This is a genomic window from Pseudomonas sp. GW821-FHT02B10, from assembly GCF_059421865.1.
Genome location: NZ_JBWKVU010000008.1, coordinates 73,943 through 96,921, shown reverse-complemented (window position 1 = coordinate 96,921; position 22,979 = coordinate 73,943). Strand labels below are relative to the sequence as shown.

Below are 22,979 nucleotides of genomic sequence, written 5' to 3'. Positions count from 1 at the left end.
GCACCGCAGGTTGCACTGGAATGACATCAACCACGAGCCAGAACCTTGGCCAAAGCCTCGAGGAAACGGGTGTTTTCAGCCGGCAGGCCAATGGTCACGCGCAGGTGATTCGGCATGCCGTAGTTGGCCACCGGACGCACGATCACCCCTTCACGCAACAAGCCCTGGAACACCGGTGCGGCAATCCGCCCGACATCCACCGCAATGAAGTTGCCCCTGGAAGCGATCCAGCTCAGGCCCAGTTCCCGGAAGCCGGATTCCAGCTGCTGCATGCCCGCCTCGTTCAAGCGACGGCTCTCGGCCAGGTAATCGGTATCCTCCAGCGCCGCACACGCCGCCGCCAGGGCCAGGCTGTTGACGTTGAAGGGCTGGCGGACGCGATTGAGCACATCGGCAACGGTCGGAGCCGACAAGCCATAACCCACGCGCAACGCAGCCAGGCCGTAGGCCTTGGAGAAGGTTCGCGAAACCAGCAGGTTCGGATAGGCCGCCAGAAAATCCAGGCCATCCGGCAGGTCGCTGCCTTCGGCGTATTCGATGTAAGCCTCGTCCAGCACCACCAGTACATGAGCCGGTACGTCCTGGAGGAAATCGTCCAGCGCCTCGGCGCTGAACCAGGTGCCGGTCGGATTGTTCGGGTTGGCGATAAAGACCACCCGGGTATCAGCATCGACGGCCTGCAGCATGGCCGGCAGGTCATGTCCCCAGTCTTTAGCCGGAACCACACGGGCTTCGGCCCCCACGGCCTGGGTAACGATTGGATAGACCGCAAAGGCGTGTTCGCTGAACACCGCATTCAGGCCAGGCGCCAGATAGGCGCGGGCGACCAGCTCCAGGATGTCGTTGGAACCATTGCCCAGGGTGACCTGCGCCAGCTCGACGCCACAGCGCTCGGCCAGCAGGGTCTTGAGCGCAAAGCCATTGCCATCCGGGTAACGGGTCAACTCGGCCAGCTCTTCGCGTATCGCCGCCAGCGCCTTGGGGCTGGCGCCCAGCGGGTTTTCGTTACTCGCCAGCTTGACGATTTTCGCCGGATCGATATCCAGCTCGCGTGCCAGTTCGTCCACGGGCTTGCCCGGAACGTAAGGCGAAAGTTGTTGCACGCCCGGCTGTGCCAGAGCGAGGAAGTCGCCACTCATTGTTAAAGCCTCAGAGAACCGCTTTCGGGTAGGAACCCAGCACCTTGAGTGCCACTGCTTCCTGACTGATCTTTTCCAGCACACCCTTGATCAATGGATCGCGGTGGTGGCCGACGAAGTCGATGAAGAACACATAGGTCCACTTGCCGCTGCGCGAAGGCCGGGTTTCGATACGCGTCAGATCTATACCGTTGTCATGGAAAGGCACCAGCAGCTCATGCAAAGCGCCGGGCTTGTTGCTCATGGAAACGATGATCGAGGTCTTGTCGTCGCCAGTCGGCGGCACTTCCTGGTTGCCGATCATCAGGAAGCGCGTGGAGTTGTCCGGGCGATCCTCGATTTTCTCGGCCAGGCGGGTCAAGCCATACAGGCTCGCCGCCATATCACCGGCGATGGCCGCCGAGTTCCACTCGCCCTTGACCCGCTTGGCCGCCTCGGCGTTGCTGGAAACCGCCACCCGCTCGACATTCGGATAATGGGCATCCAGCCACTTGCGGCACTGCGCCAGGGACTGGGCATGGGAGTAGATGCGGCTGATGCTGTCGGTCTTGGTGTTTTCACCGACCAGCAGATGATGGTGGATACGCAGCTCGACCTCGCCGCAGATCACCATGTCGTGCTCCAGGAAACTGTCGAGGGTGTGGTTGACCGCACCCTCGGTGGAGTTTTCCACAGGCACCACGCCAAAGTTTACCGCTCCCGCCGCCACCTCACGGAACACTTCGTCGATCGCCGCCATTGGCTTGCTGATCACCGCGTGACCGAAGTGCTTCATGGCCGCGGCCTGGGTGAAGGTACCTTCCGGACCGAGGTAGGCCACTTTCAGCGGCTGCTCGAGCGCCAGGCAGGACGACATGATTTCACGGAACAGCCGTGCCATCTCTTCGTTGCCCAACGGCCCCTGGTTGCGCTCCATCACCCGCTTGAGCACCTGAGCTTCACGCTCAGGACGATAGAACACCGGCACTTCGCCTTCGGCCAGCGAGGCCATCTTTACTCGCGCGACTTCCTGGGCGCAGCGCGCGCGCTCACTGATCAGCTCCAGGACTTTCTCGTCCAGAGCGTCGATGCGCAGGCGAAGTGCCTTGAGTTCTTGCTCAGACATTAGCCGTGTTCCTTCTCGAACTCTGCCATGTAGGCCACCAGCGCGTTGACCGCATTGATGTCGACAGCGTTGTAAATGGAGGCGCGCATGCCGCCTACCGAACGGTGCCCCTTGAGGTTCAGCAGGCCACGCGCATCGGCGCCGGCCAGGAACGGCTTGTCCAGACGGTCATCGGCCAGGCGGAACGGCACGTTCATCCACGAGCGGTCCGACTTGTTGATCGGGTTGCTGTACAGGCCGCTGGCGTCGATGAAGTCGTACAGGGTGCGTTGTTTGACGTCATTGAGCTTGGCGATGGCTTCCACCCCACCCTGCTCCTTGAGCCACTCGAACACCAGGCCGGACAGGTACCAGGCCAGGGTCGGCGGAGTGTTGTACATCGAGCCGTTGTCCGCCGCGACCTTGTAGTCGAGCATGGTCGGGCACAGCGCGCGCGCGCGACCCAGCAGGTCCTCGCGAACGATATTGACCAGGATGCCGCTCGGGCCGATGTTTTTCTGCGCGCCGGCATAGATCATGCCGAAACGGGAGATATCCACAGGGCGCGAGAGGATGTCGGAAGACATGTCGGCCACCAGCGGAACGTCGCCGGTTTCCGGGATCCACTGGAATTCCAGGCCGCCGATGGTTTCGTTCGGCGCGTAGTGCACGTAGGCCGCGTCTTTCGACAGCTGCCATTCGTTCTGGCCAGGGATGGCGAAGTAATCGTAAGGCTTGGCGGTGGCAGCCACATTGACATGGCCGTAGCGCGAGGCTTCTTCAATGGCTTTCTGCGACCAGATACCGGTGTCGATATAGTCGGCCGTGCCATTTTCCGGCAACAGGTTCAGAGGGATCTGAGCAAATTGCTGGCTGGCGCCGCCTTGCAGAAACAGCACTTTATAGTTCGAGGGGATATTCAGCAGATCACGCAGATCCTGCTCGGCCTTGGTGGCGATGGAGACGAACTCATCGCTGCGATGGCTCATCTCCATGACCGACAGGCCCTTGCCATGCCAATCCAGCAATTCGGCCTGGGCACGCAACAGGACAGCTTCAGGTAGCGCAGCGGGACCTGCGCAGAAGTTATAGGCTCGTTTGCTCACATCCACTCTCGCTATGCATTCACGGTAGCGGACAGAGCAAACACTCTGCCCTGCTACGATTTATTTAGTCTTGCGACTCTTCTTCGCCCGCGGCGTCAGCCTGCTGGCCTTCGACGGCATCATCCGCGTCGGTCGCCGCATCCAGCACAGCGCCCTCAAGCACCTCGCCATCCTCGTCTTCCAATTCGTCGCCTTCGACTTCCGACGGCTCCTGAACCCGCTCCAGGCCTACCAGCGTTTCGTCGCTGGCCAGCTTGATCAAGGTCACGCCCTGGGTGTTACGGCCCAGGCTGGACACTTCATCGACCCGGGTGCGCACCAGGGTGCCCTGGTCGGAAATCAGCATGATTTCCTCGCCGTCGAGCACCTGGACCGCTCCGACCAGGCGGCCGTTACGTTCGTTGCTGACCATGGCGATAACGCCTTGACCGCCACGCTTGTACTCAGGGAACTCGGTGATCGCCGTGCGCTTGCCATAACCACGCGCCGAAGCGGTGAGGATCTGGCTGCCTTCTTCCGGAATCAGCATGGAGATCAGCTTCTGCCCTTCCGGCAGACGCATGCCACGCACACCACGGGCGGTACGGCCCATGGCACGAACGTCGGACTCCTTGAAGCGAGTCACCTTGCCACCATCGGAGAACAGCATGACTTCGCGCTCGCCATCGGTGATCGCGGCGGAAATCAGCACGTCGCCCTCGTCCAGCTCCAGCGCGATCAGACCGACGCTGCGCTGACGGCTGAAGGATTCCAGCGGGGTCTTCTTCACGGTGCCGTTGGCGGTCGCCATGAAGATGTAGTGACCCTCGGTGTATTCCTCGACCGGCAGCATGGTGGTGATGTATTCACCGTCATCCAGCGGCAGCAGGTTGACCAGCGGACGACCGCGGGCGGCACGGGACGCCTCGGGGATTTCATAGGTTTTCAGCCAGTAGACCTTGCCCTTGCTGGAGAACAGCAACAGCGTGGTGTGACTGTTGGCCACCAGCAGGTGAGCGATGTAGTCCTCATCCTTGACGCCGGTTGCCGACTTGCCTTTGCCGCCACGACGCTGGGCCTGGTACGCGGCCAGAGGCTGGGTCTTGGCATAGCCGCCGTGGGAAATGGTCACGACGCGCTCTTCTTCCGGAATCATGTCGCCCAGGGTCAGGTCGAGACGGGCATCGAGGATCTCGGTGCGACGCACATCGCCGTATTCGGCGCGAATCACTTCCAGCTCTTCGCGGATCACTTCCATCAGGCGCGTGGCGCTGTTGAGGATGCGGATCAGCTCGCCGATCTGGTTGAGGATCTCCTGGTACTCGGCCAGCAGTTTTTCATGCTCGAGGCCGGTCAGGCGGTGCAGACGCAATTCCAGAATGGCTTGCGCCTGCTCTGGCGACAGGAAGTACTTGCCGTCGCGCAGACCGTATTGCGGATCGAGGTTCTCCGGACGGCAGGAATCCGCGCCGGCACGCTCGACCATGGTCATCACCGCGCTGGATTCCCAAGGCGTGCTGATCAGCGCTTCCTTGGCTTCCGACGGGGTCGGCGAGGCCTTGATCAGGGCAATGACCGGGTCGATGTTCGACAGGGCAACAGCCTGGCCTTCGAGAATGTGACCACGCTCACGAGCCTTGCGCAGTTCGAACACGGTACGACGGGTCACCACTTCACGGCGGTGACGCACGAAGGCTTCCAGCAGGTCCTTCAGGTTGAGGATCCGCGGACGACCGTCGATCAGCGCAACGATGTTGATACCGAACACGCTCTGCAGCTGGGTCTGGGCGTAGAGATTGTTGAGGATCACCTCCGGCACTTCGCCACGACGCAGCTCGATCACTACGCGCATACCGTCCTTGTCGGACTCGTCGCGCAGCTCGGTGATGCCTTCGAGCTTCTTCTCCTTGACCAGTTCGGCGATCTTCTCGATCAGACGCGCCTTGTTCAGTTGGTAAGGCAGCTCGGTGATGACGATCTGCTGGCGGCCACCGACCTTGTCGATGTCCTCGATGATCGAGCGGGCACGCATGTAAATGCGCCCGCGACCGGTACGGTAGGCTTCGATGATGCCTTCACGACCATTGATGATCGCCGCCGTCGGGAAGTCCGGGCCCGGGATGTGCTGCATCAGCTCATCGACGGTCAACTCCGGGTTGTCAATCAGGGCCAGGCAACCGTCGATGACTTCGCCGAGGTTATGCGGCGGAATGTTGGTCGCCATGCCCACGGCAATACCGCTGGAACCGTTGACCAGCAGGTTGGGGATCTTGGTCGGCATGACCGCGGGGATCAGCTCGGTGCCGTCGTAGTTCGGCACCCAGTCCACGGTTTCCTTGTGCAGGTCGGCCAGCAGCTCGTGCGCCAGCTTGGTCATGCGCACTTCGGTGTATCGCATGGCCGCCGCGTTGTCGCCGTCGACCGAACCGAAGTTACCCTGGCCGTCTACCAGCAGGTAGCGCAGGGAGAATGGCTGGGCCATACGAACGATGGTGTCGTACACCGCGGTATCACCGTGCGGGTGATACTTACCGATCACGTCACCGACAACACGGGCAGATTTCTTGTACGGCTTGTTCCAGTCGTTACCGAGCTCGCTCATCGCGTACAGCACACGCCGGTGCACGGGCTTCAAGCCATCGCGCGCATCAGGCAGTGCCCGCCCGACGATTACGCTCATCGCGTAGTCGAGATAGGACTGTTTCAGCTCGTCTTCGATATTGACCGGGAGGATTTCTTTGGCCAGTTCGCCCATGAGAAGCCTGATTCCTTTTTCTGGTGAAACTTCGTCACATCCATATGGGACGAACGAAGCTCGCCGCTGCAGGCCTAGTGCCATGCACCGACTTACGACAAATCAACAAGTTATGCCATGGATTTGCGCAGTGAAGGCGGTCACTTCGGACCACCTTGGAAACCGCCGGATGTTATCACAATCGCCGCCACGCACCTATCCCCCTGATGCGCATGGAGCATAGTTAGTTGACCGGTGACAGGCTGATAAGAGACGAGAGAAGCTCAGAGGCTGATTTCGCGCGTAAATGCGGATTTTTTCCCGGACTGACGACCACCCCACGGCAGCCGTCAGCGAAACCTTTTGCAAAATGATCTCAGTGCAAGCGCTTGCGGCACATCAACTGGGCCAGTTTCGCGGTGTCGGGACGCTCGACTATGCCTTTCTCGGTGACGATGGCGTCGATCAGGTCCGCCGGGGTGACGTCGAATACCGGGTTGTAGGCCTCCACATCCGCCCCTACCCGCTTGCCGCCGACTTCGAGCAACTCCTTGCCATCACGCTCCTCGATCGGAATGTCTTCGCCACTGGCCAGGGCCATGTCGATGGTCGAACTCGGCGCGACCACCATGAAACGCACGCCGTGGTGCATTGCATTGACCGCCAGCTGATAGGTGCCGATCTTGTTCGCCACGTCGCCATTGGCGGTAATGCGGTCGGCGCCGACGATCACCCAGGTCACGCCCTTGGTTTTCATGATGTGTGCGGCAGCGGAGTCGGCATTCAAGGTCACCGGGATGCCTTCGTTGGCCAGCTCCCAGGCGGTCAGCCGCGAGCCTTGCAGCCAGGGACGGGTTTCATTGGCATACACCCGCTCGACCATACCTTCGATAAAGGCCCCGCGAATCACCCCCAGGGCCGTTCCGAAGCCGCCGGTCGCCAGGGCGCCGGTATTGCAGTGGGTCAGGATAGCCTGGGCATTGCCCTGATGCCGGCGAATCAGGTCGACACCCAGCTGGGCCATGGTCAGGTTGGCTTCGCGGTCGCTTTCATGAATGGCCAGGGCTTCCGCCTCCAGCACCGCCAGCGGGTCGGCATGGCCCTTGAGGCGCTCCAGGCGTTCACGCATGCGGTTCAGCGCCCAGAACAGGTTGACCGCGGTCGGACGCGAGTCGGCGAGCAGCGCGAAGTCCTGCTCCATCGCTGCCTGCCAGTCACCGCCGGCGGCAAAACGCGCGCGCGCCGCCAGGACCACGCCATATGCGGCGCTAATGCCGATTGCCGGCGCGCCACGCACCACCATTTCGCGAATGGCCTGCGCGACGCCAGCCGCGCTGGTGTAGGCAATCCAGCTTTCCTCGAAGGGCAAAATACGCTGATCGAGCAGATACAGGGCGTCATCCCGCCAATCGATGGCCTTCACCTTCTCCGCTGCCAACAGTCGATCGCGCATCCCTCACCCCGCACTCATGAACAAAAGCCGCCGATTATAGCGATCCCCCGGCGAAGACGCTCGGGTATACTTCGCCATCCTCCACAAACGCCCTGGAACCGATCTTCGATGCCGAACCCTGTCGTTGCGCTCGACCTACTCCTGTTGCCGACCTGGCTGGTGCCTGTTGAACCGGCCGGCGTGGTGCTCAAGGAGCACGGCCTGGGTATCCGCGACGGCCGCATCGTGTTCATCGGCCCGCGCGCCGCGGCCTTGAAGCTGCAGGCTGCTGAGGTCCGCGAGTTGCCGGGCATGCTGCTCAGCCCTGGCCTGATCAACGCCCACGGCCACGCGGCGATGACCCTGTTCCGCGGCCTGGCCGACGATCTGCCGCTGATGACCTGGCTGGAGAACCACATCTGGCCCGCCGAAGCCAAATGGGTCGATGAAGCCTTCGTCCGCGACGGTACCGACCTGGCCATCGCCGAACAGCTCAAAGGCGGTATCAGCTGCTTTTCCGACATGTACTTCTTTCCGAAGGTTGCCAGCGAGCGCGTGCACAACAGCGGCATTCGGGCGCAGATCGCCATTCCAGTCCTCGACTTTCCGATTCCGGGCGCCCATAGCGCCGACGAGGCCATTCGCCAGGGCGTCGAGCTGTTCAGCGACCTCAAGCATCATCCGCGCATCAAGATCACCTTCGGTCCCCACGCGCCCTACACGGTCGGCGACGAAAACCTGGAGAAGATCCGGATCATTGCCGAAGAACTCGATGCCTCCATTCATATGCATGTCCATGAAACCGCCTTCGAGGTGGAACAGGCCGTCGCCCGGCACGGCGAGCGGCCCCTGGCCCGCCTGGCGCGACTGGGACTGCTCGGACCGCGCTTCCAGGCCGTACACATGACCCAAATCAGCGATGACGACCTGGCTTTGCTGGTAGAAACCAATAGCAATGTCATTCATTGCCCGGAGTCGAACCTGAAACTGGCCAGCGGCTTCTGCCCGGTGGAACGGCTGTGGCAGGCTGGCGTCAATGTTGCAGTAGGCACCGACGGGGCCGCCAGCAACAACGACCTGGACCTGCTCGGTGAAATCCGCACCGCCGCACTGCTGGCCAAGGCCGTGGCAGGCTCGGCCACCGCCCTGAATGCCCACCAGGCGCTGCGCATGGCCACCCTCAACGGCGCGCGGGCCCTGGGCCTGGAGAGCGAGATCGGCTCGCTGGAACTCGGCAAGGCCGCGGACCTGGTGGCCTTTGACCTGTCCGGCCTGGCGCAGCAACCGATCTATGACCCGGTTTCGCAGCTTATATATGCCACCGGCCGCGATTGCGTGAAACACCTTTGGGTCGCCGGCAAGCAATTGCTCGACGACCGGCGCCTGACGCGCCTGGACGAACAACAGCTGCACGCCACGGCGACAGCCTGGGGCCGGCGCATCAGCGGCCATACCGAATAGCAGGAACCCTCGAGCCCCGGCTCGAGACCGACAGCCAGAATTTTCCAGATTCAGAGGATTACCCATGAGTAACGTCGACCACGCCGAAATCGCCAAATTCGAAGCCCTCGCCCATCGCTGGTGGGACCGCGAGAGCGAATTCAAACCGCTGCACGATATCAACCCGCTGCGGGTCAACTGGATTGACGAACGCGTCAACCTGGCGGGCAAGAAAGTCCTCGACGTCGGTTGCGGCGGCGGCATCCTCAGCGAAGCCATGGCCCAGCGCGGCGCCACGGTAACGGGTATCGACATGGGCGAGGCCCCGCTGGCGGTTGCACAACTGCATCAACTGGAGTCTGGGGTAAACGTCGAGTATCGGCAGATCACCGCCGAAGCCCTGGCCGAGGAAATGCCCGAACAGTTCGACGTCGTCACCTGCCTGGAGATGCTCGAGCACGTACCGGACCCCTCCTCGGTGATCCGCGCGTGCTTTCGCATGGTCAAGCCCGGCGGCCAGGTGTTCTTCTCCACCATCAACCGCAATCCAAAGGCCTACCTGTTCGCCATCATCGGCGCCGAATACATCATGAAGCTGCTGCCGCGCGGCACCCATGACTTCAAGAAATTCATCCGGCCTTCCGAGCTGGGCGCCTGGAGCCGTGACGCCGGCCTGACCGTCAAGGACATCATCGGCCTGACCTACAACCCGCTGACCAAGCACTACAAGCTGGCCGCCGACGTCGACGTCAACTACATGATCCAGACCCTGCGGGAGGAATAAGCCCATGCGTATCAGAGCAGTTCTTTTCGACATGGACGGCACCCTGCTCGACACCGCGCCGGACTTCATCGCCATCTGCCAGGCCATGCGCGCCGACCGCGGCCTGGCGCCGATCGCGGACAAACATATCCGTGACGAAATCTCCGGTGGCGCCCGGGCGATGGTCGCCGTGACCTTCTCGATGGACCCGGAATCCCCGGGTTTCGAGGAGCTGCGCCTGGAGTTTCTGGAGCGTTACCTCAAGCATTGCGCGGTGCACAGCAAACTGTTCGACGGCATGGCCGAGCTGCTGGCCGATATCGAGAAGGCCAATCTGCTCTGGGGCGTGGTCACCAACAAGCCGGTGCGATTTGCCGAGCCAATCATGCAGCAGTTGGGCCTGGCGGAACGTTCCGCCCTGCTGATCTGCCCGGATCACGTGAAGAACAGCAAACCCGATCCGGAACCATTGATCCTGGCGTGCAAGATGCTCGACCTCGACCCGGCCAGCGTACTGTTCGTCGGTGACGACCTGCGCGACATCGAGTCGGGCCGCGACGCAGGCACCAGGACCGCCGCCGTGACCTACGGTTACATCCATCCGGACGACAATCCCAAGCACTGGGGCGCCGATGTGGTGGTCGACCATCCGCTGGAACTGCGCCAGGTCCTGGACCAGGCGCTGTGCAGCTGCTGATCTGCCCAGGCTTTCGCTTCTGATTTCCCGAGGTTTTTATGTTTGATTATTCCGCCCGCCCCGAACTGCTCAAGGATCGGGTCATCCTGGTCACCGGTGCCGGCCGCGGCATCGGCGCCGCTGCCGCCAAGACCTTCGCCGCCCACGGCGCCACCGTACTGCTGCTGGGCAAGACCGAAGCCAACCTGACCCAGGTTTATGACGAGATCGAAGCCGCCGGCCATCCTCAGCCGGTGGTGATTCCGTTCAACCTGGAAACCGCCCTGCCGCACCAGTACGACGAACTGGCCGCCATGGTCGAAGCCGAGTTCGGTCACCTCGATGGCCTGCTGCACAATGCCTCGATCATTGGTCCGCGCACGCCGTTGGAACAGCTGTCGGGCGAGAACTTCATGCGGGTGATGCAAGTCAACGTCAATGCCATGTTCATGCTGACCAGCACCCTGCTGCCGCTGCTCAAGCTGTCCCAGGACGCCTCGGTGGTGTTCACCTCCAGCAGCGTTGGCCGCAAGGGCCGTGCCTACTGGGGCGCCTATGGCGTTTCGAAGTTCGCCACCGAAGGCCTGATGCAAACCCTGGCCGACGAAGTCGACGGTGTCGCACCGGTGCGCGCCAACAGTGTCAATCCGGGCGCTACTCGCACCAGCATGCGCGCCCAGGCCTATCCAGGGGAAAATCCGAGCAACAACCCGGCCCCCGAGGAGATCATGCCGGTCTACCTGTACCTCATGGGTCCGGACAGTACCGGGATCAACGGCCAGGCATTCGACGCCCAGTAATCCGTTCTTTGGCCGCGGCGGAATATCGTCGCGGCACTCCTTTCCTGGCAGTCTTCTACCCTGCCATCGCCAGACAAATGCCACCCTGGGTCACCCCAAGCCTTGGCACTGTCAGCCAACCCGCTGAATTCAAAAGCATTTTAATCGGATGAAGCGAATGGCATGACTTTCGCTCTCATCTCCCTCAAATAGGCAGTGTATTGGCGAAACTCAGCGACGATCGAGTCGGGGCTTATAACGGCCCGTAAAGCGGATTAGACTGTGATCGCTTGTCCTACGGGACTGATGGAACAGTATGACGTGCAGCCATGAGCCGCTCTCACCCAGCCAGCAAGACTGCATTACGTGCCCAGGGGCTCACGCCATATGAAAATACCGACCCAGACCAACGCAATTGACTTCGATAGCGCCAAATTGCAACGCCTGGGCTTTGGCCAGCAGTCACCACTCCTGCAACGCCCGGTCAGCCTTGCCCAGTTGCGCCAGCAACTGAGCCTGCAATTACAGACCAGCCTGGAGCCGCAACGCATTCTCGGCCTGTTCTTCCGCGAAACCCAACGCCTTGTGCCCCTCGATGCCCTGGTTTACCAGCACAAGCCCAGCGACCTGCGCCTGGAGTTCGGCCAGCGCGGCCACCACTCCATCAGCTACAGCCTGAGCCATGAAGGCGAGACCATGGGCGAGCTGGTATTTCGGCGCAATCAGCGTTTCAGCGACCAGGAACAGGGCCATCTGGAATCCCTGCTATCTACCCTGCTTTATCCGATGCGCAACGCCCTGCTCTATCGGGCCGCGACCCGTAGCGCCCTGCGCGACCCTTTGACCGATACCGGCAACCGGATCGCCATGGACCAGACGCTGCAACGGGAAATCGAAATGGCCCGCCGCCACCTGCACCCACTGTCGCTGCTGATGCTGGATATCGATCACTTCAAGAGAATCAACGACAGCCACGGCCACAGCGCCGGCGATGAAGTGCTCAAGGCTGTTGCCGCGGCCATCAAAGCGCAGTTGCGCAACGTCGACATGGTGTTTCGTTTTGGTGGCGAGGAGTTCCTGATCCTGCTGTCCAATACCGGCCGCGATGCCGCCGCCATGGTGGGAGAACGGCTGCGCCAGGCGGCCCAGGCCAAGGATTACTGGGCGGATGGCAAGTTGATCGAGCTGACGGTCAGCCTGGGTTGCTCGACCCTGCTGCCGGGGGAATCAGCCGAGAGCCTGCTGCGCCGTGCGGACAGCGCGTTGTATGTGGCCAAGCGCGAAGGCCGCAATCGCCTGGCAATGGCTGGCTGAGAAATAGCTGGGGCCGCCTCCATCGGAGGCCGCCATTCAACCTTCGACCAGCGCCATCCGCTCACGGGCCGCTGGGGTCTTTTCCTGTTGCATGCAACGCTCCAGGAACAAGTACATGTAGTCATAGCTCTTGCAGATCGCCTGGCGCAGCTCGCCCTGCAAGGCTTTGCTCGGCTTCATGCCGGCCAGGGTACAGATGATTTCCAGCGCCTCCCAAGGATGCGCATCATCATACTGGGCATGCATTTTCAGCCACTTCATCGCCCGCTTGCGCTCTTCTTCAGGAAAGGCCGCCGCATACAGGCCGGAGGAGCAGACCAGCGCCGACCACTCACCCGTGGCACCCTCGATTGCGTAGTTGGTCGCAGCGATCGCCACGATCAGCGAATCGGCGGAGCTGGTGTGCCAGCACCAATGACTCAAAGCGTGCAGCTCCGGTGGGACCTGTTGCGCCTGCAGATCTTCCAGGCTCACGCCATGGGCGCGGCTCCAGTTCACCCAGTAATCGGCATGATTGAGCTCGACCCGGATATTGCGCATCAGCCAGCGCCGCGCCATGTCCTCACCGGGGTGACGAGCGAAGCGGGTCTTGGTCAGGTTCTGCGCCATGTACAGGGCGAACTGCTCGACAACCGGCCAGCCGCCGATCAGGTACTGGCGCATGGTTTTGTTGCTGAGTTTGTTGTCGCGCATGCGCTGGTACAGTTCGTGGTCGACCACGCGGCGCTTGCTCTCGCTGCAATCCTGGATCAGCTGCTGGGCCCAGGCCGGATAGCTTGCAGCGTCCATGAGCGGACCGGTTCTGTTGAATGCGTCGATCACTGTCGGGGCTCCTTTTGATGGTGATGGTACGGATCAGCGAGAGATTCAACGGAACGTGCCAGGAGCCTTGAACAACAGAGGCTGTGGTCGCGAAGGCCGGCACTGCAGACTGTCGCAGGTGAAGAGTTGCGGGCGCTCGATCAGGTAGCCCTGAGCGTAATCCACGCCAATCTCCAACAATGCCTGCTCAATCTGCGGTGTTTCGACAAACTCGGCAATCGTGCGTTTGCCCATCACATGACCGATATGGTTGATCACCTCGACCATCGCGCGATTGATCGGGTCGTCCAGCATATCTTTTACGAAACTTCCATCGATCTTGAGGAAGTCTACAGGCAAATGTTTGAGATAAGCGAATGACGACATTCCCGCACAAAAGTCATCCAACGAAAAGTGACAGCCCAAGCCCTTGAGCTCGTTGATAAATCGAATCGCACTGCCGAGATTGGAGATAGCGCTGGTCTCGGTGATTTCAAAACAAATCAGGTCCGGTGGCACACCGTGGACGATAAACTGCTCGCGCAGGAAGTCCAGGAAAGCCTCGTCACCGATGGTCGCGCCCGACAGATTGATCGCACACATCGCCAGGGGCCCTTCGCGCTCCTCGCGGATGCATTCGGCGATGATCTTGAACACATTCTCCACCACCCAACGGTCAAGGGAGGTCATCAGGCCGTAACGCTCGGCGGCCGGAATGAAGCTGTCGGGCAGGATCATCCGCCCGGCCTCGTCGTGCAGGCGCAGCAGAATCTCGATATGCCCGCCGAGCCGGTCCACATGCCCCAGGGCGGCTATTTCCTGGGCATAAAGACAGAAGCGGTTTTCCTCCAGGGCCATATGCAGACGCTGTACCCAGGCCATTTCACCGAACCGCAGGGACAGCTCCGAGTCATCCGCGTGATAGACCTGGACCCGGTTGCGCCCTTTCTCCTTGGCCATGTAGCACGCCATGTCCGCTGCCCGCAGTGACGCTTCGAGGGTGGTCGGGGTTTGCGCCACGTGCACCAGGCCAATGCTGACCGTGGTGACGAAGGGCCGGCCCTTCCAGACAAAATGCAGGTTCTGCACCGTCTGGCGCAGGCCTTCGGCGATCTTTTCCGCCGCTTCCGGCGAGCAGTTCTCCAGCAGGATGCCGAACTCATCGCCCCCCAGGCGCGCCAGGGTATCGCCCTCGCGCAGGCCCGACTGGAGCAAGGCGCAGATATGCCGGAGCAACTCGTCCCCTGCCGCATGGCCGCAGGTGTCGTTGACCAGCTTGAACTGGTCCAGGTCGAGGAACATCAGGGCGTGCCGCCCCGGTTGCCGGCTCAAGCTGTGCAATGCCTGCTCCAGGCGGTATTCGAACTCGCGACGGTTCGCCAGGCCGGTCAAGGCATCGTGGGTCGCCTGCCAGGACAGATTGGCGATGTACTGGCGCTCCTGGGTCATGTCGTGCAGCACCAGCACCGTACCGCTGACCTTGCCGGCATTCTGGATCGGCGCGCCGACCAGGGTCACCGACACTGTGCTGCCATCCAGGCGCTGGATCAGCTTCGAGTGCTCGCTGCCACCACTGAGCTGGCCACTGAGAATGTGCTCGATCAGGGTAAAGCCGTCGGTCTGGGCATTTTCATCCAGCAGATTGAACAAGGCCGCCAGCGGCAGCCCCATGGCCTGCTCGGCCTTCCAGTGGGTCATTTCCTCGGCGGCCGGGTTCATGTAGGCGATGGCGCCGTCCACGTCGGTGGTGATGACACCGTCGCCAATGGATTGCAGGGTGATCTGCGCCCGTTCCTTTTCCAACTGCAGGGCGCTGGCAAATTCATGACGCTGGGCCAGCAGCTTATGGGTGCGCAGCAAGGCCAGGACAATCAGCCCCAGCGCGGTGGCCAGGTTGGTGATCAGCAACAGCCGCAGGATGACCCGCGAGCCCTCGCCCAAAGCATCGCTAAAGGCCTTGGCAGCGGGCGTCACGCCATCGTTGATGGCGAAAATCTGGTTCTTCCAGCGCTGGATATCGGCTTCGGAGGCCTGGTTGCTGGTAATGCTGCGGTGCATTTCATGGGCCACGCTGTCGAGCTGCACCAGATAACTGTCGCCCACGGTCCACAGGTCGATGGCTTTTTCCAGGTAGCTGAAATGGCGGAAGTTCAGGTACAGCCAGATCACGCTGTCGCTGTCGTCAGGGTGGTTGCCACCCTTGAGAATCCCCGCCCGCGCGGCATTCAGGTCGGGCGGTTGCTGATCCAGCGCGACCCGCAGCTCATGCCCGCCCTGAGGCACGGCAATAGCATTCTGGTACTTCAGAAAGATCGATTCGTCGCGGCTGTCGGCGTAGAGATTGAGGTAGTAGATGGCGTCCTTCTGGCCCTTGGACCAAAGGCTCTCCCCGGCAACGTAACCACGTACCGCCGAAAGGACATATAAGCTGAGGCCACCCAACAGCGCTTGAAACAACACCACCGCAATAAATGGCCAGACGATGCCCAATAACCGTGGCGTTCCGAGAGTCCGCTTTTGCTTCATGAGGTCCCTTGCATAAGCACTGCCAGATGAACACCCGAGGAAATACCGCTCCTGACAGCACAGACTAGGCTAATTTCCGCCGCTTCGAGCACACAGGCCGTGACGTTCGAGCACGCTGCCAGTCGAGACACGACAGGGCCGCGCCCCAGGAGGGTCATTTCCACCAGAGAATTCAAGCACTAAGCACAGAAAACCGGATAAAACTCAAGGTCGCTGGACTTGCTGCAAATGCCCGTAAAGCTTGGCGTAAAGGCCGCCGTCGGCAATTAGCTGCTGATGGTCGCCATCTTCGGCAATCTGCCCGCCATCGAACACCAGAACCCGATCCGCCTGTTTTACCGCGGACAGGCGGTGGGCAATGATCAGCGTGGTCCGGCCGTGGAGGAAACGCGTCAGCGCCTGGTGCAGGTTGTACTCGGTGGCGGCGTCCAGCGCGGAGGTGGCTTCGTCGAGGATCACCACCTTGGGTTCGGCCAGGACCATCCGCGCGATGGCCAGGCGCTGGCGCTGGCCGCCAGACAGACGCACGCCGGAACGGCCGACCACACTGTCCAGGCCGTTGGCCAGGGCGCGGACCGTCGAGTCCAACTGGGCAATTTCCAACGCCCGCCAACAGGCCTCGTCGCTGCGCTCGCGGCCCATGGTCAGGTTGGCGCGGATGCTGTCGTTGAACAGCGCCGGATGCTGCAACACCACCGCCACGTTTTCCCGCAGGGTTTCCAGGCCGATTTCCTGCTGGGTCTTGCCGCCAAAACGAATCACGCCCGCCTGCGGTGTGTAGAGCCCCAGCAACAGCTGCACCAGGGTACTTTTGCCGCCACCGCTGGCGCCGACGATCGCCACCTTCTCCCCCGGCTCGATCGACAGGTTCATTTGGTCCAGCACCAGCTCGTCGCCGTAGCCGAAACTCAGGCCGCTGACCTCGATACCCACGGTCTCGCGCCCCTGGAACGGGTCGACACCGCCGGCATACTGCGGCTCGTCGGCCCGCGACAGCAGCTCGTTGATCCGCGACAACGCGCCACCGGCGGCATAGTAGGCGTACTGCAGGTTCAGCAGTTGCTCCACCGGGCCGATCATGAACCACAGGTAGCTGAACACGGCCAGCATCTGGCCGATGGACAGGTCGGAAAACAGCACGGTGAGCATGGCCGCCGCGCGGAAGATATCGATACCGAACTGGAACAGCAGCCCACTGGCACGATTGGAGGCGTCGCTCTTCCATTGCGAGGCCACCGCGTAGTCCCGCACATCCTGGGCACGCCGGCCGAGACGGCCGAGGAAAAAGCCCTGGCGGTTGCCCGCGCGGACTTCCTGGATCGCATCCAGGGTTTCGGTCAGGGCCTGGGTGAACCGCGAGGTGCTGTCGTTCTCGAGCTTTTTCAGGTGTTTGACCCGCTTGCCCAACTGCACCGTGGCGTAGATCACCAGGGGATTGAACAACAGGATCAGCAGCGCCAGCTGCCAATGCATCCACATCAGGATGCCCGCGGTGCCCACCAGCGTGAGCATGGCCACCAGAAAACGGCTGAGGGTTTCGCCGACAAACTTGTCGAGGGTGTCAAGGTCGGTGACCAAGTGAGTCGTCACCGTACCGCTGCCCAGGCTTTCGTACTCGCCCAGGGAAATGCGCTTGAGGCGCTCGATCAGCCGCAGACGGATGCGATAGACAATGTCCTTGGCCAACCCGGCAAACAACCGCGCCTGCAGCACGTTGAACAGTAGCGCCGAGCAACGCAGCATCAGGGTGATCAACAACATCAGGCCGATGTAGCCGGCGGCGCTCTGCCAGTCCGCGGGCAAGGCGTGGTTCATCACCTTCAGCGCGGCATCGCCATGCCCCAGCAGCACTTCGTCCACCAACAGCGGCAGCAGCAACGGGATAGGCACGCTACATAGCGTCGCCAGGACGGCCACGCCATTGGCGATCCACAGGGCTTTTTTATGCTGCAGTGCCAGCCGGCGGACTTGCGCCCAGCTCAGGCGATCGACGGGTTCCGGCGCTTGTGGATCACGCACAGGCGGCACGCTCCAGCCAGCGGCCGAGCAGTGGAGACAGCTCACTCAGGGGCTGGTAGCCATTGGTCAACAAGGCCAGCTGGCCATTGCGCTCGGCCAGCATCGTCGGGAAGCCGGCGATCCCCAGGTCCTGGACCCAGGTGAAATCGGCGGCGGTCGCGGCATGCTGCTCGGCGCGATCGAACGCCTCGGCGAACTCGATGCGCGGCACGCCTGCTGCTTCGGCCAGTTCCACCAGAACGCTGGCGCGAGTGACATCCCGGCCTTCGACGTAAAAAGCCCGCTGGATCAGGCGCAAGAGTTTCCAGGCGCAATCCGGCGCCAGGCTGCGCGCCGTGACGATGGCGCGGCACGCAGGCTCGGTGTCATAGACAAAACCGTCGGGCAAGGCGCCCTCGAACTTGAACGGCTGGCCGGTGGCCTCGGTGACCGCCTGCCAGTGTTCGATGATATAGCGGCGGGTGGTCGGCTCCAGTGCCGAGCCACTGCCGGTCCGCAGGCCGCCCACCACCAGATGCAACTCGACGCCCGCGGCCCGCGCCTGCTCGACCAGGGCCTCGGCCACTGGAGCGAAGCCCCAGCACCACGAACACATCGGGTCCATCACATAGAGCAGGCGGGCAGACATGGCTCAGGCCTCGGAAGAAGATTGCTTGTAGTTGTAACCGATCGGGTGCGGCATGTTGCGAGCCTTGGCCAGTTCAATCTGCTTCTGCCGATCGATGGCGCTGCGGCGGGTTTTCTCGCTCAGCGTGTCCCAGCAGTGCGGGCAACTGATACCCGGCACATAGTGCTCGCTGGCGCGATCCTCGACGCTTATCGGCGTGCGGCAGGCATGACATTGATCGTAGTCGCCTTCGCTGAGGTCGTGACGCACGGTCACCCGATTATCGAAGACGAAGCAGTCGCCCTGCCATTTACTCTCTTGCTGCGGCACCTCTTCGAGGTACTTGAGGATACCGCCCTTGAGGTGGAAGACCTCGCCGAAGCCTTCGCTGAGCATGTAGCTCGAAGCTTTCTCGCAACGAATGCCGCCGGTGCAGAACATCGCGACTTTCTTGTGCTTGCTCGGGTCGAAGTTGGCTTTGATGTAGTCGGGGAATTCGCGAAAACTGGTGGTCTTCGGGTCGATGGCGCCTTCGAAGGTGCCGATCGAAACCTCGTAGTCGTTACGGGTGTCGATCAGCAGCACTTCCGGGTCGCTGATCAGCGCGTTCCAGTCCTGCGGCTCGACATAGGTGCCGACCTTCTTGTTCGGATCGACGCCGGGCACGCCCAGGGTCACGATCTCTTTCTTGAGCTTGACCTTGGTGCGGTAGAACGGCTGCTCGTCGCAGTACGATTCCTTGTGATCGATGTCGACCATACGCGGGTCGTTCTTGAGCCAGGCCAGCAGCCCGTCGATGCCTTCGCGGCTGCCGGAAACGGTGCCGTTGATGCCTTCTTCGGCGATCAGCAGGGTGCCCTTGATGCCGTTGTCGAGCATCGCCTCGAGCAGCGGTTCGCGCAGGGCAACGTAATCTTCGAGGGTGACGAACTTATACAGTGCCGCCACGACAATCTGTTGTGTCATGGGTAATTCTCCAGGTGGCTACCCTCGCAAAGGGTGAACCGGATGCAAAAAAAACGCGCCGACTGAGCGGCGCGTTGCGGATTCTAGCAAAAAACCTGTGGTTAATGCTTGCTGCCGCCAGCGCAGGTCGGCGAGGCCGGGGCCACGCCGATCTTCGCCCATTCCTCTGGCGTGTAGGTATGCAGCGCCAACGCATGAAACTGGCCCATCAGCTCGCCCAGGGTCGCGTAGACCTTCTGGTGACGCTTGACGCTGTTGAGCCCGGCAAACTGCTCGCTGACCAGCACGGCCTTGAAATGGGTTTCCAGGCCGCGGCTGTGCATGTGGCTTTCATCCAGCACCTGCAAATGCTCTGGCTGCAATGCGCCTAGTGCCGATTCGATACGTTGTTGCATGGTCATTCCTGGCTCCGCTTACTTCTTCTTCGCCGGTGCGGCCTTAGGCTCGAGTTCGGCGGTCATGTCGGCCAGCAGCTTGTTGACTACCGGTACCGCGCTTTCCAGCTTGGCCTGGGTCATCTGGGCCGATTGCTGGGTCAGCTGCGGCATTTTTTCCAGGACTTTCTTGCCCAGCGGCGACTGGTAGAACGCCACCAGGTCCTTGAGCTCGGATTCGCTGAAGTTGCTGGTGTAGAGCTTGACCATGTCCGGCTTCAGCTTGTTCCAGCCGATGGCCTGGTCCAGGGCGGCGTTGGCCTTGGCCTGGTAGGTTTCCAGCACGGCTTTTTTCGACTCTGGGGCTTTGGTCTGTTCAAAACGCTGAGCGAACATTTGCTGCACTTGCATGTACACCGGAGTGCCCAGCTTGTCAGCGTGCGCCAGGGTCAGGAAAGCTTCGGCACTGGCGTTGTGGCTGGCGGTATCGGCAAGCACCTGGCCGCTGGCGCAAACCAGAGCAACCGCGGTACAGATGGCACGAAGACGAGTCATCGAGTTTCCTTTTCTAGCAGGCGAGGTATAACCCCAAGGGCGACCATTCTGCGCCTAAAAAACTCTGTCGCTCAACCCCAAGCCTTGTGGTGCCTGCATTTGCTCGACCAAATGACACAAAAGGCGCTTTATGGAACCCAGGCTGTGGATCACGGCCTAAACTGCGCAATCAGACCTACAGGAGTGAGCACGATGAGTCGAATCGAAACCGACAGCCTTGGCCAGGTTGAAGTCCCGGACGACGCCTATTGGGGCGCCCAGACCCAGCGTTCGCTGATCAACTTCGCCATCGGCAACGAGCGCATGCCGCTGTCGGTCCTGCATGCCCTGGCGTTGATCAAGAAGGCCGCGGCCCGGGTCAACGACCGCAACGGCGATCTGCCGGCCGACATCGCCCGCCTGATCGAACAGGCCGCCGACGAGGTGCTGAACGGCCAGCATGACAACCAGTTCCCGCTGGTGGTCTGGCAGACCGGCAGCGGCACCCAGAGCAACATGAACGTCAACGAGGTGATCGCCGGTCGCGCCAACGAACTGGCCGGCAACCCGCGCGGCGGCAAGACTCCGGTGCACCCCAACGACCATGTGAATCGCTCGCAAAGCTCCAACGACTGCTTCCCCACGGCGATGCACATCGCCGCGGCCCAGGCGGTGCAGCAGCATCTGTTGCCCTCGATCGCCGAACTGTCCGGCGGCCTGGCCGAACTCGCGGCACGGCACATGAAGCTGGTGAAGACCGGGCGCACCCACATGATGGATGCCACGCCCATCACCTTCGGCCAGGAGCTGTCAGCCTTCATCGCCCAACTGGACTACGCCGAGCGCGCCATTCGCGCGGCCCTGCCGGCGGTCTGTGAGCTGGCCCAGGGCGGTACTGCCGTCGGCACCGGGCTGAACTCGCCCCATGGATTCGGCGAGGCCATTGCCGCCGAGCTGGCGGCCTTGTCCGGCCTGCCGTTTGTCACCGCGCCGAACAAGTTCGCCGCCCTCGCCGGCCACGAACCCCTGACCACCCTCTCCGGCGCCCTGAAGACCCTGGCGGTGTGCCTGATGAAAATCGCCAACGACCTGCGCCTGCTGGGCTCCGGACCACGGGCCGGGCTGGCCGAGGTCAGGCTGCCGGCCAACGAACCGGGCAGCTCGATCATGCCGGGCAAGGTCAACCCGACCCAGTGCGAAGCCCTGTCGATGCTGGCGTGCCAGGTGATGGGCAACGACGTGGCCATCGGCTTCGCCGCCAGCCAGGGCCACCTGCAACTGAACGTGTTCAAGCCGGTGATCATCCACAACCTGCTGCAATCGGTGCGCCTGCTCGCCGACGGCTGCAGCAACTTCCAGCAGCACTGCATCGCCGGCCTGGAGCCCGACCCGGTGCAGATGGCCGACCACCTGGAACGCGGGCTGATGCTGGTCACCGCGCTCAACACCCATATCGGCTACGACAAGTCCGCCGAGATCGCCAAGAAAGCCTATGCCGAGAACCGCACCTTGCGTGAAGCGGCCCTGGAGCTGGGTTACCTGACGGACGAAGAGTTCGATGCCTGGGTGCGTCCGGAAAACATGCTGGAGGCTGGCAAGCAGGGCTGATGGAAGGCGGTGATTGAACAGATGCTATCGCGGGCAAGCCTCGCTCCTACAGGATAGGGGCTTGCCCGCGATCGACGATAACGCGCCCTAGCTCTGCGGCACGTCCATACGCACCCGCCGCGCCTTGAGCCCGGCCATCAGCGACGGCCCCAGGGCCGTCAAGGCCGACCCCAGCACCACCAGCACCGCCCCGCCATACCCCAGGCCGTTGATCTGTTCGGCATGCACATATTCGGGCCACAACCAGGCCGCCACCGCCACTGCGGCGAAGGTCACCAAGGGCGTGATCGCCAGCGTGGCGCTGACCCGCGACGCTTCCCAATGGGCCAGTGCTTCGGCGAAGGCACCGTAGGCGATCAGGGTATTCAGGCAGCAGGCCAGCAACAGCCAGCCTTGCAGCGGGCTCAATTCAAGCGCTTCGAGGGGATGGGCCCACGGGGTGAGCAACAGCGCGCAGAACAGGTAGATCACCATCATCACCTGCAAGGAATTCCACACCGTCAACAACTGCTTCTGGCCCAGGGCGTAGAAGGTCCAGACCGCCGAGGCGGCGAGCACCGTCAGCACACCGGCAGTGTAGTTGCTCAAGGACGTCAGCAGCTCGGTCAGGCGCTGATTGAAAAACAACCCGAAACCGATCAGCAGCACCGCCAGGCCAATCCCCTGCCCCAGGCTGAAACGCTCCTTGAACACAAACAGGCTGGCGATCAGCAACAGGATCGGCCCCATCTGCACCACCAGTTGCGCGGTGCCGGGGCTCAGCAGGTTCAGCCCCATCAGGTACAGCACGTAGTTGCCCACCAGCCCGCAGACCGCCATCAGCACCAGCCAGCCGCCACGCGGCCCGAGTACCCGCCAACTGGGCAAACGCTTGACCGCCGCCAGGTAGACCAGCAGGAAACCACCGGACACCAACAGGCGAAACCAGGTCACGGTCACCGGATCCATCACCAGCAACACTTGCTTGAGCTTGATCGGCAGGATGCCCCACAGCAGCGCCGTCAGCAGTGCGAGGAACAAACCGTAGACCCAGCGACCGGACGAGATATGCATGCGACCCCCAAAAGCCTGATGGAGAGAGCCTGCATTCTAGGCCCG

The 22,979-nt window shown here is 62.0% G+C and carries 19 protein-coding genes; 6 read left to right on the top strand and 13 right to left on the bottom strand.

The window, feature by feature from the left end; all coding sequences use genetic code 11:
- Window positions 1-26 precede the first annotated feature (26 nt).
- The 5 genes from hisC to mtnA form a co-directional block, all read right to left on the bottom strand.
- Window positions 27-1,139 (bottom strand): histidinol-phosphate transaminase, encoded by a 1,113-nt coding sequence (hisC, locus tag AC07VU_RS18300; protein ID WP_492571820.1) that lies wholly within the window; start codon window positions 1,137-1,139, stop codon window positions 27-29.
- Between the two features lie 10 nt (window positions 1,140-1,149).
- Window positions 1,150-2,244 (bottom strand): prephenate dehydratase, encoded by a 1,095-nt coding sequence (pheA, locus tag AC07VU_RS18295; protein WP_009045010.1) that lies wholly within the window; start codon window positions 2,242-2,244, stop codon window positions 1,150-1,152.
- Entirely contained in the window at window positions 2,244-3,329 is a 1,086-nt protein-coding gene (gene serC / locus AC07VU_RS18290) for a 3-phosphoserine/phosphohydroxythreonine transaminase (RefSeq protein ID WP_025805551.1), read from the bottom strand. The genes pheA and serC overlap by 1 nt, the downstream gene beginning before the upstream one ends.
- A 64-nt stretch (window positions 3,330-3,393) precedes the next feature.
- Window positions 3,394-6,063 (bottom strand): DNA gyrase subunit A, encoded by a 2,670-nt coding sequence (gyrA, locus tag AC07VU_RS18285; protein WP_007932208.1) that lies wholly within the window; start codon window positions 6,061-6,063, stop codon window positions 3,394-3,396.
- 355 nt (window positions 6,064-6,418) lie between these two features.
- Window positions 6,419-7,495, bottom strand: a complete 1,077-nt coding sequence (mtnA, locus tag AC07VU_RS18280; RefSeq protein ID WP_085531771.1) for an S-methyl-5-thioribose-1-phosphate isomerase — start codon at window positions 7,493-7,495, stop codon at window positions 6,419-6,421.
- Between the two features lie 108 nt (window positions 7,496-7,603).
- On the opposite strand from mtnA, the gene AC07VU_RS18275 reads away from it, so the two are divergent.
- The 5 genes from AC07VU_RS18275 to AC07VU_RS18255 all read left to right on the top strand — a co-directional run bounded on the left by AC07VU_RS18275 (window position 7,604) and on the right by AC07VU_RS18255 (window position 12,446).
- Complete coding sequence (locus AC07VU_RS18275) at window positions 7,604-8,935, top strand: TRZ/ATZ family hydrolase (protein ID WP_087092376.1); 1,332 nt, start codon at window positions 7,604-7,606, stop codon at window positions 8,933-8,935.
- A gap of 64 nt (window positions 8,936-8,999) precedes the next feature.
- A complete protein-coding gene (ubiG, locus tag AC07VU_RS18270; protein WP_007932212.1) occupies window positions 9,000-9,698 on the top strand; it encodes a bifunctional 2-polyprenyl-6-hydroxyphenol methylase/3-demethylubiquinol 3-O-methyltransferase UbiG in 699 nt (232 codons plus the stop codon).
- Between the two features lie 4 nt (window positions 9,699-9,702).
- Window positions 9,703-10,374, top strand: a complete 672-nt coding sequence (gene mupP, locus AC07VU_RS18265) for an N-acetylmuramic acid 6-phosphate phosphatase MupP (RefSeq protein ID WP_007932213.1) — start codon at window positions 9,703-9,705, stop codon at window positions 10,372-10,374.
- Between the two features lie 38 nt (window positions 10,375-10,412).
- Complete coding sequence (locus tag AC07VU_RS18260) at window positions 10,413-11,153, top strand: YciK family oxidoreductase (RefSeq protein ID WP_007932214.1); 741 nt, start codon at window positions 10,413-10,415, stop codon at window positions 11,151-11,153.
- A 366-nt stretch (window positions 11,154-11,519) separates the two neighbouring features.
- Window positions 11,520-12,446: a GGDEF domain-containing protein gene (locus AC07VU_RS18255; protein ID WP_053262197.1), complete on the top strand. Its 927-nt coding sequence runs from the start codon at window positions 11,520-11,522 to the stop codon at window positions 12,444-12,446.
- 36 nt (window positions 12,447-12,482) lie between these two features.
- Here AC07VU_RS18255 and AC07VU_RS18250 read toward each other — a convergent pair whose 3' ends face one another.
- The 7 genes from AC07VU_RS18250 to AC07VU_RS18220 all read right to left on the bottom strand — a co-directional run bounded on the left by AC07VU_RS18250 (window position 12,483) and on the right by AC07VU_RS18220 (window position 20,294).
- Window positions 12,483-13,235: an iron-containing redox enzyme family protein gene (locus AC07VU_RS18250; protein ID WP_420801035.1), complete on the bottom strand. Its 753-nt coding sequence runs from the start codon at window positions 13,233-13,235 to the stop codon at window positions 12,483-12,485.
- A 78-nt stretch (window positions 13,236-13,313) separates the two neighbouring features.
- Window positions 13,314-15,773, bottom strand: a complete 2,460-nt coding sequence (locus AC07VU_RS18245) for an EAL domain-containing protein (RefSeq protein WP_007932218.1) — start codon at window positions 15,771-15,773, stop codon at window positions 13,314-13,316.
- 204 nt (window positions 15,774-15,977) lie between these two features.
- The gene (locus AC07VU_RS18240; RefSeq protein ID WP_274304306.1) at window positions 15,978-17,792 is read right to left on the bottom strand and encodes an ABC transporter ATP-binding protein; all 1,815 of its coding nucleotides are present in this window, start codon (window positions 17,790-17,792) and stop codon (window positions 15,978-15,980) included.
- Window positions 17,785-18,387: a DsbA family protein gene (locus AC07VU_RS18235; RefSeq protein WP_277590035.1), complete on the bottom strand. Its 603-nt coding sequence runs from the start codon at window positions 18,385-18,387 to the stop codon at window positions 17,785-17,787. The genes AC07VU_RS18240 and AC07VU_RS18235 overlap by 8 nt, the downstream gene beginning before the upstream one ends.
- A gap of 36 nt (window positions 18,388-18,423) precedes the next feature.
- Window positions 18,424-19,365: an oxygen-dependent tRNA uridine(34) hydroxylase TrhO gene (gene trhO, locus AC07VU_RS18230; RefSeq protein ID WP_277589383.1), complete on the bottom strand. Its 942-nt coding sequence runs from the start codon at window positions 19,363-19,365 to the stop codon at window positions 18,424-18,426.
- A gap of 101 nt (window positions 19,366-19,466) precedes the next feature.
- Window positions 19,467-19,766 carry a BolA family protein gene (locus tag AC07VU_RS18225; RefSeq protein WP_007932228.1) on the bottom strand — a complete coding sequence of 100 codons (300 nt, stop codon included), beginning with the start codon at window positions 19,764-19,766 and terminating at the stop codon, window positions 19,467-19,469.
- A gap of 12 nt (window positions 19,767-19,778) precedes the next feature.
- The gene (locus AC07VU_RS18220) at window positions 19,779-20,294 is read right to left on the bottom strand and encodes a DUF2059 domain-containing protein (RefSeq protein WP_009045024.1); all 516 of its coding nucleotides are present in this window, start codon (window positions 20,292-20,294) and stop codon (window positions 19,779-19,781) included.
- A 192-nt stretch (window positions 20,295-20,486) separates the two neighbouring features.
- Here AC07VU_RS18220 and AC07VU_RS18215 point away from each other — a divergent pair, with 192 nt between their 5' ends.
- Window positions 20,487-21,881 carry a class II fumarate hydratase gene (locus AC07VU_RS18215; protein ID WP_495030217.1) on the top strand — a complete coding sequence of 465 codons (1,395 nt, stop codon included), beginning with the start codon at window positions 20,487-20,489 and terminating at the stop codon, window positions 21,879-21,881.
- An 87-nt stretch (window positions 21,882-21,968) separates the two neighbouring features.
- On the opposite strand, the gene AC07VU_RS18210 is transcribed toward AC07VU_RS18215, so the two are convergent.
- On the bottom strand, window positions 21,969-22,934 hold the full coding sequence (locus AC07VU_RS18210) for a DMT family transporter (RefSeq protein WP_087092380.1): 966 nt from the start codon (window positions 22,932-22,934) through the stop codon (window positions 21,969-21,971).
- Window positions 22,935-22,979: the final 45 nt, after the last annotated feature.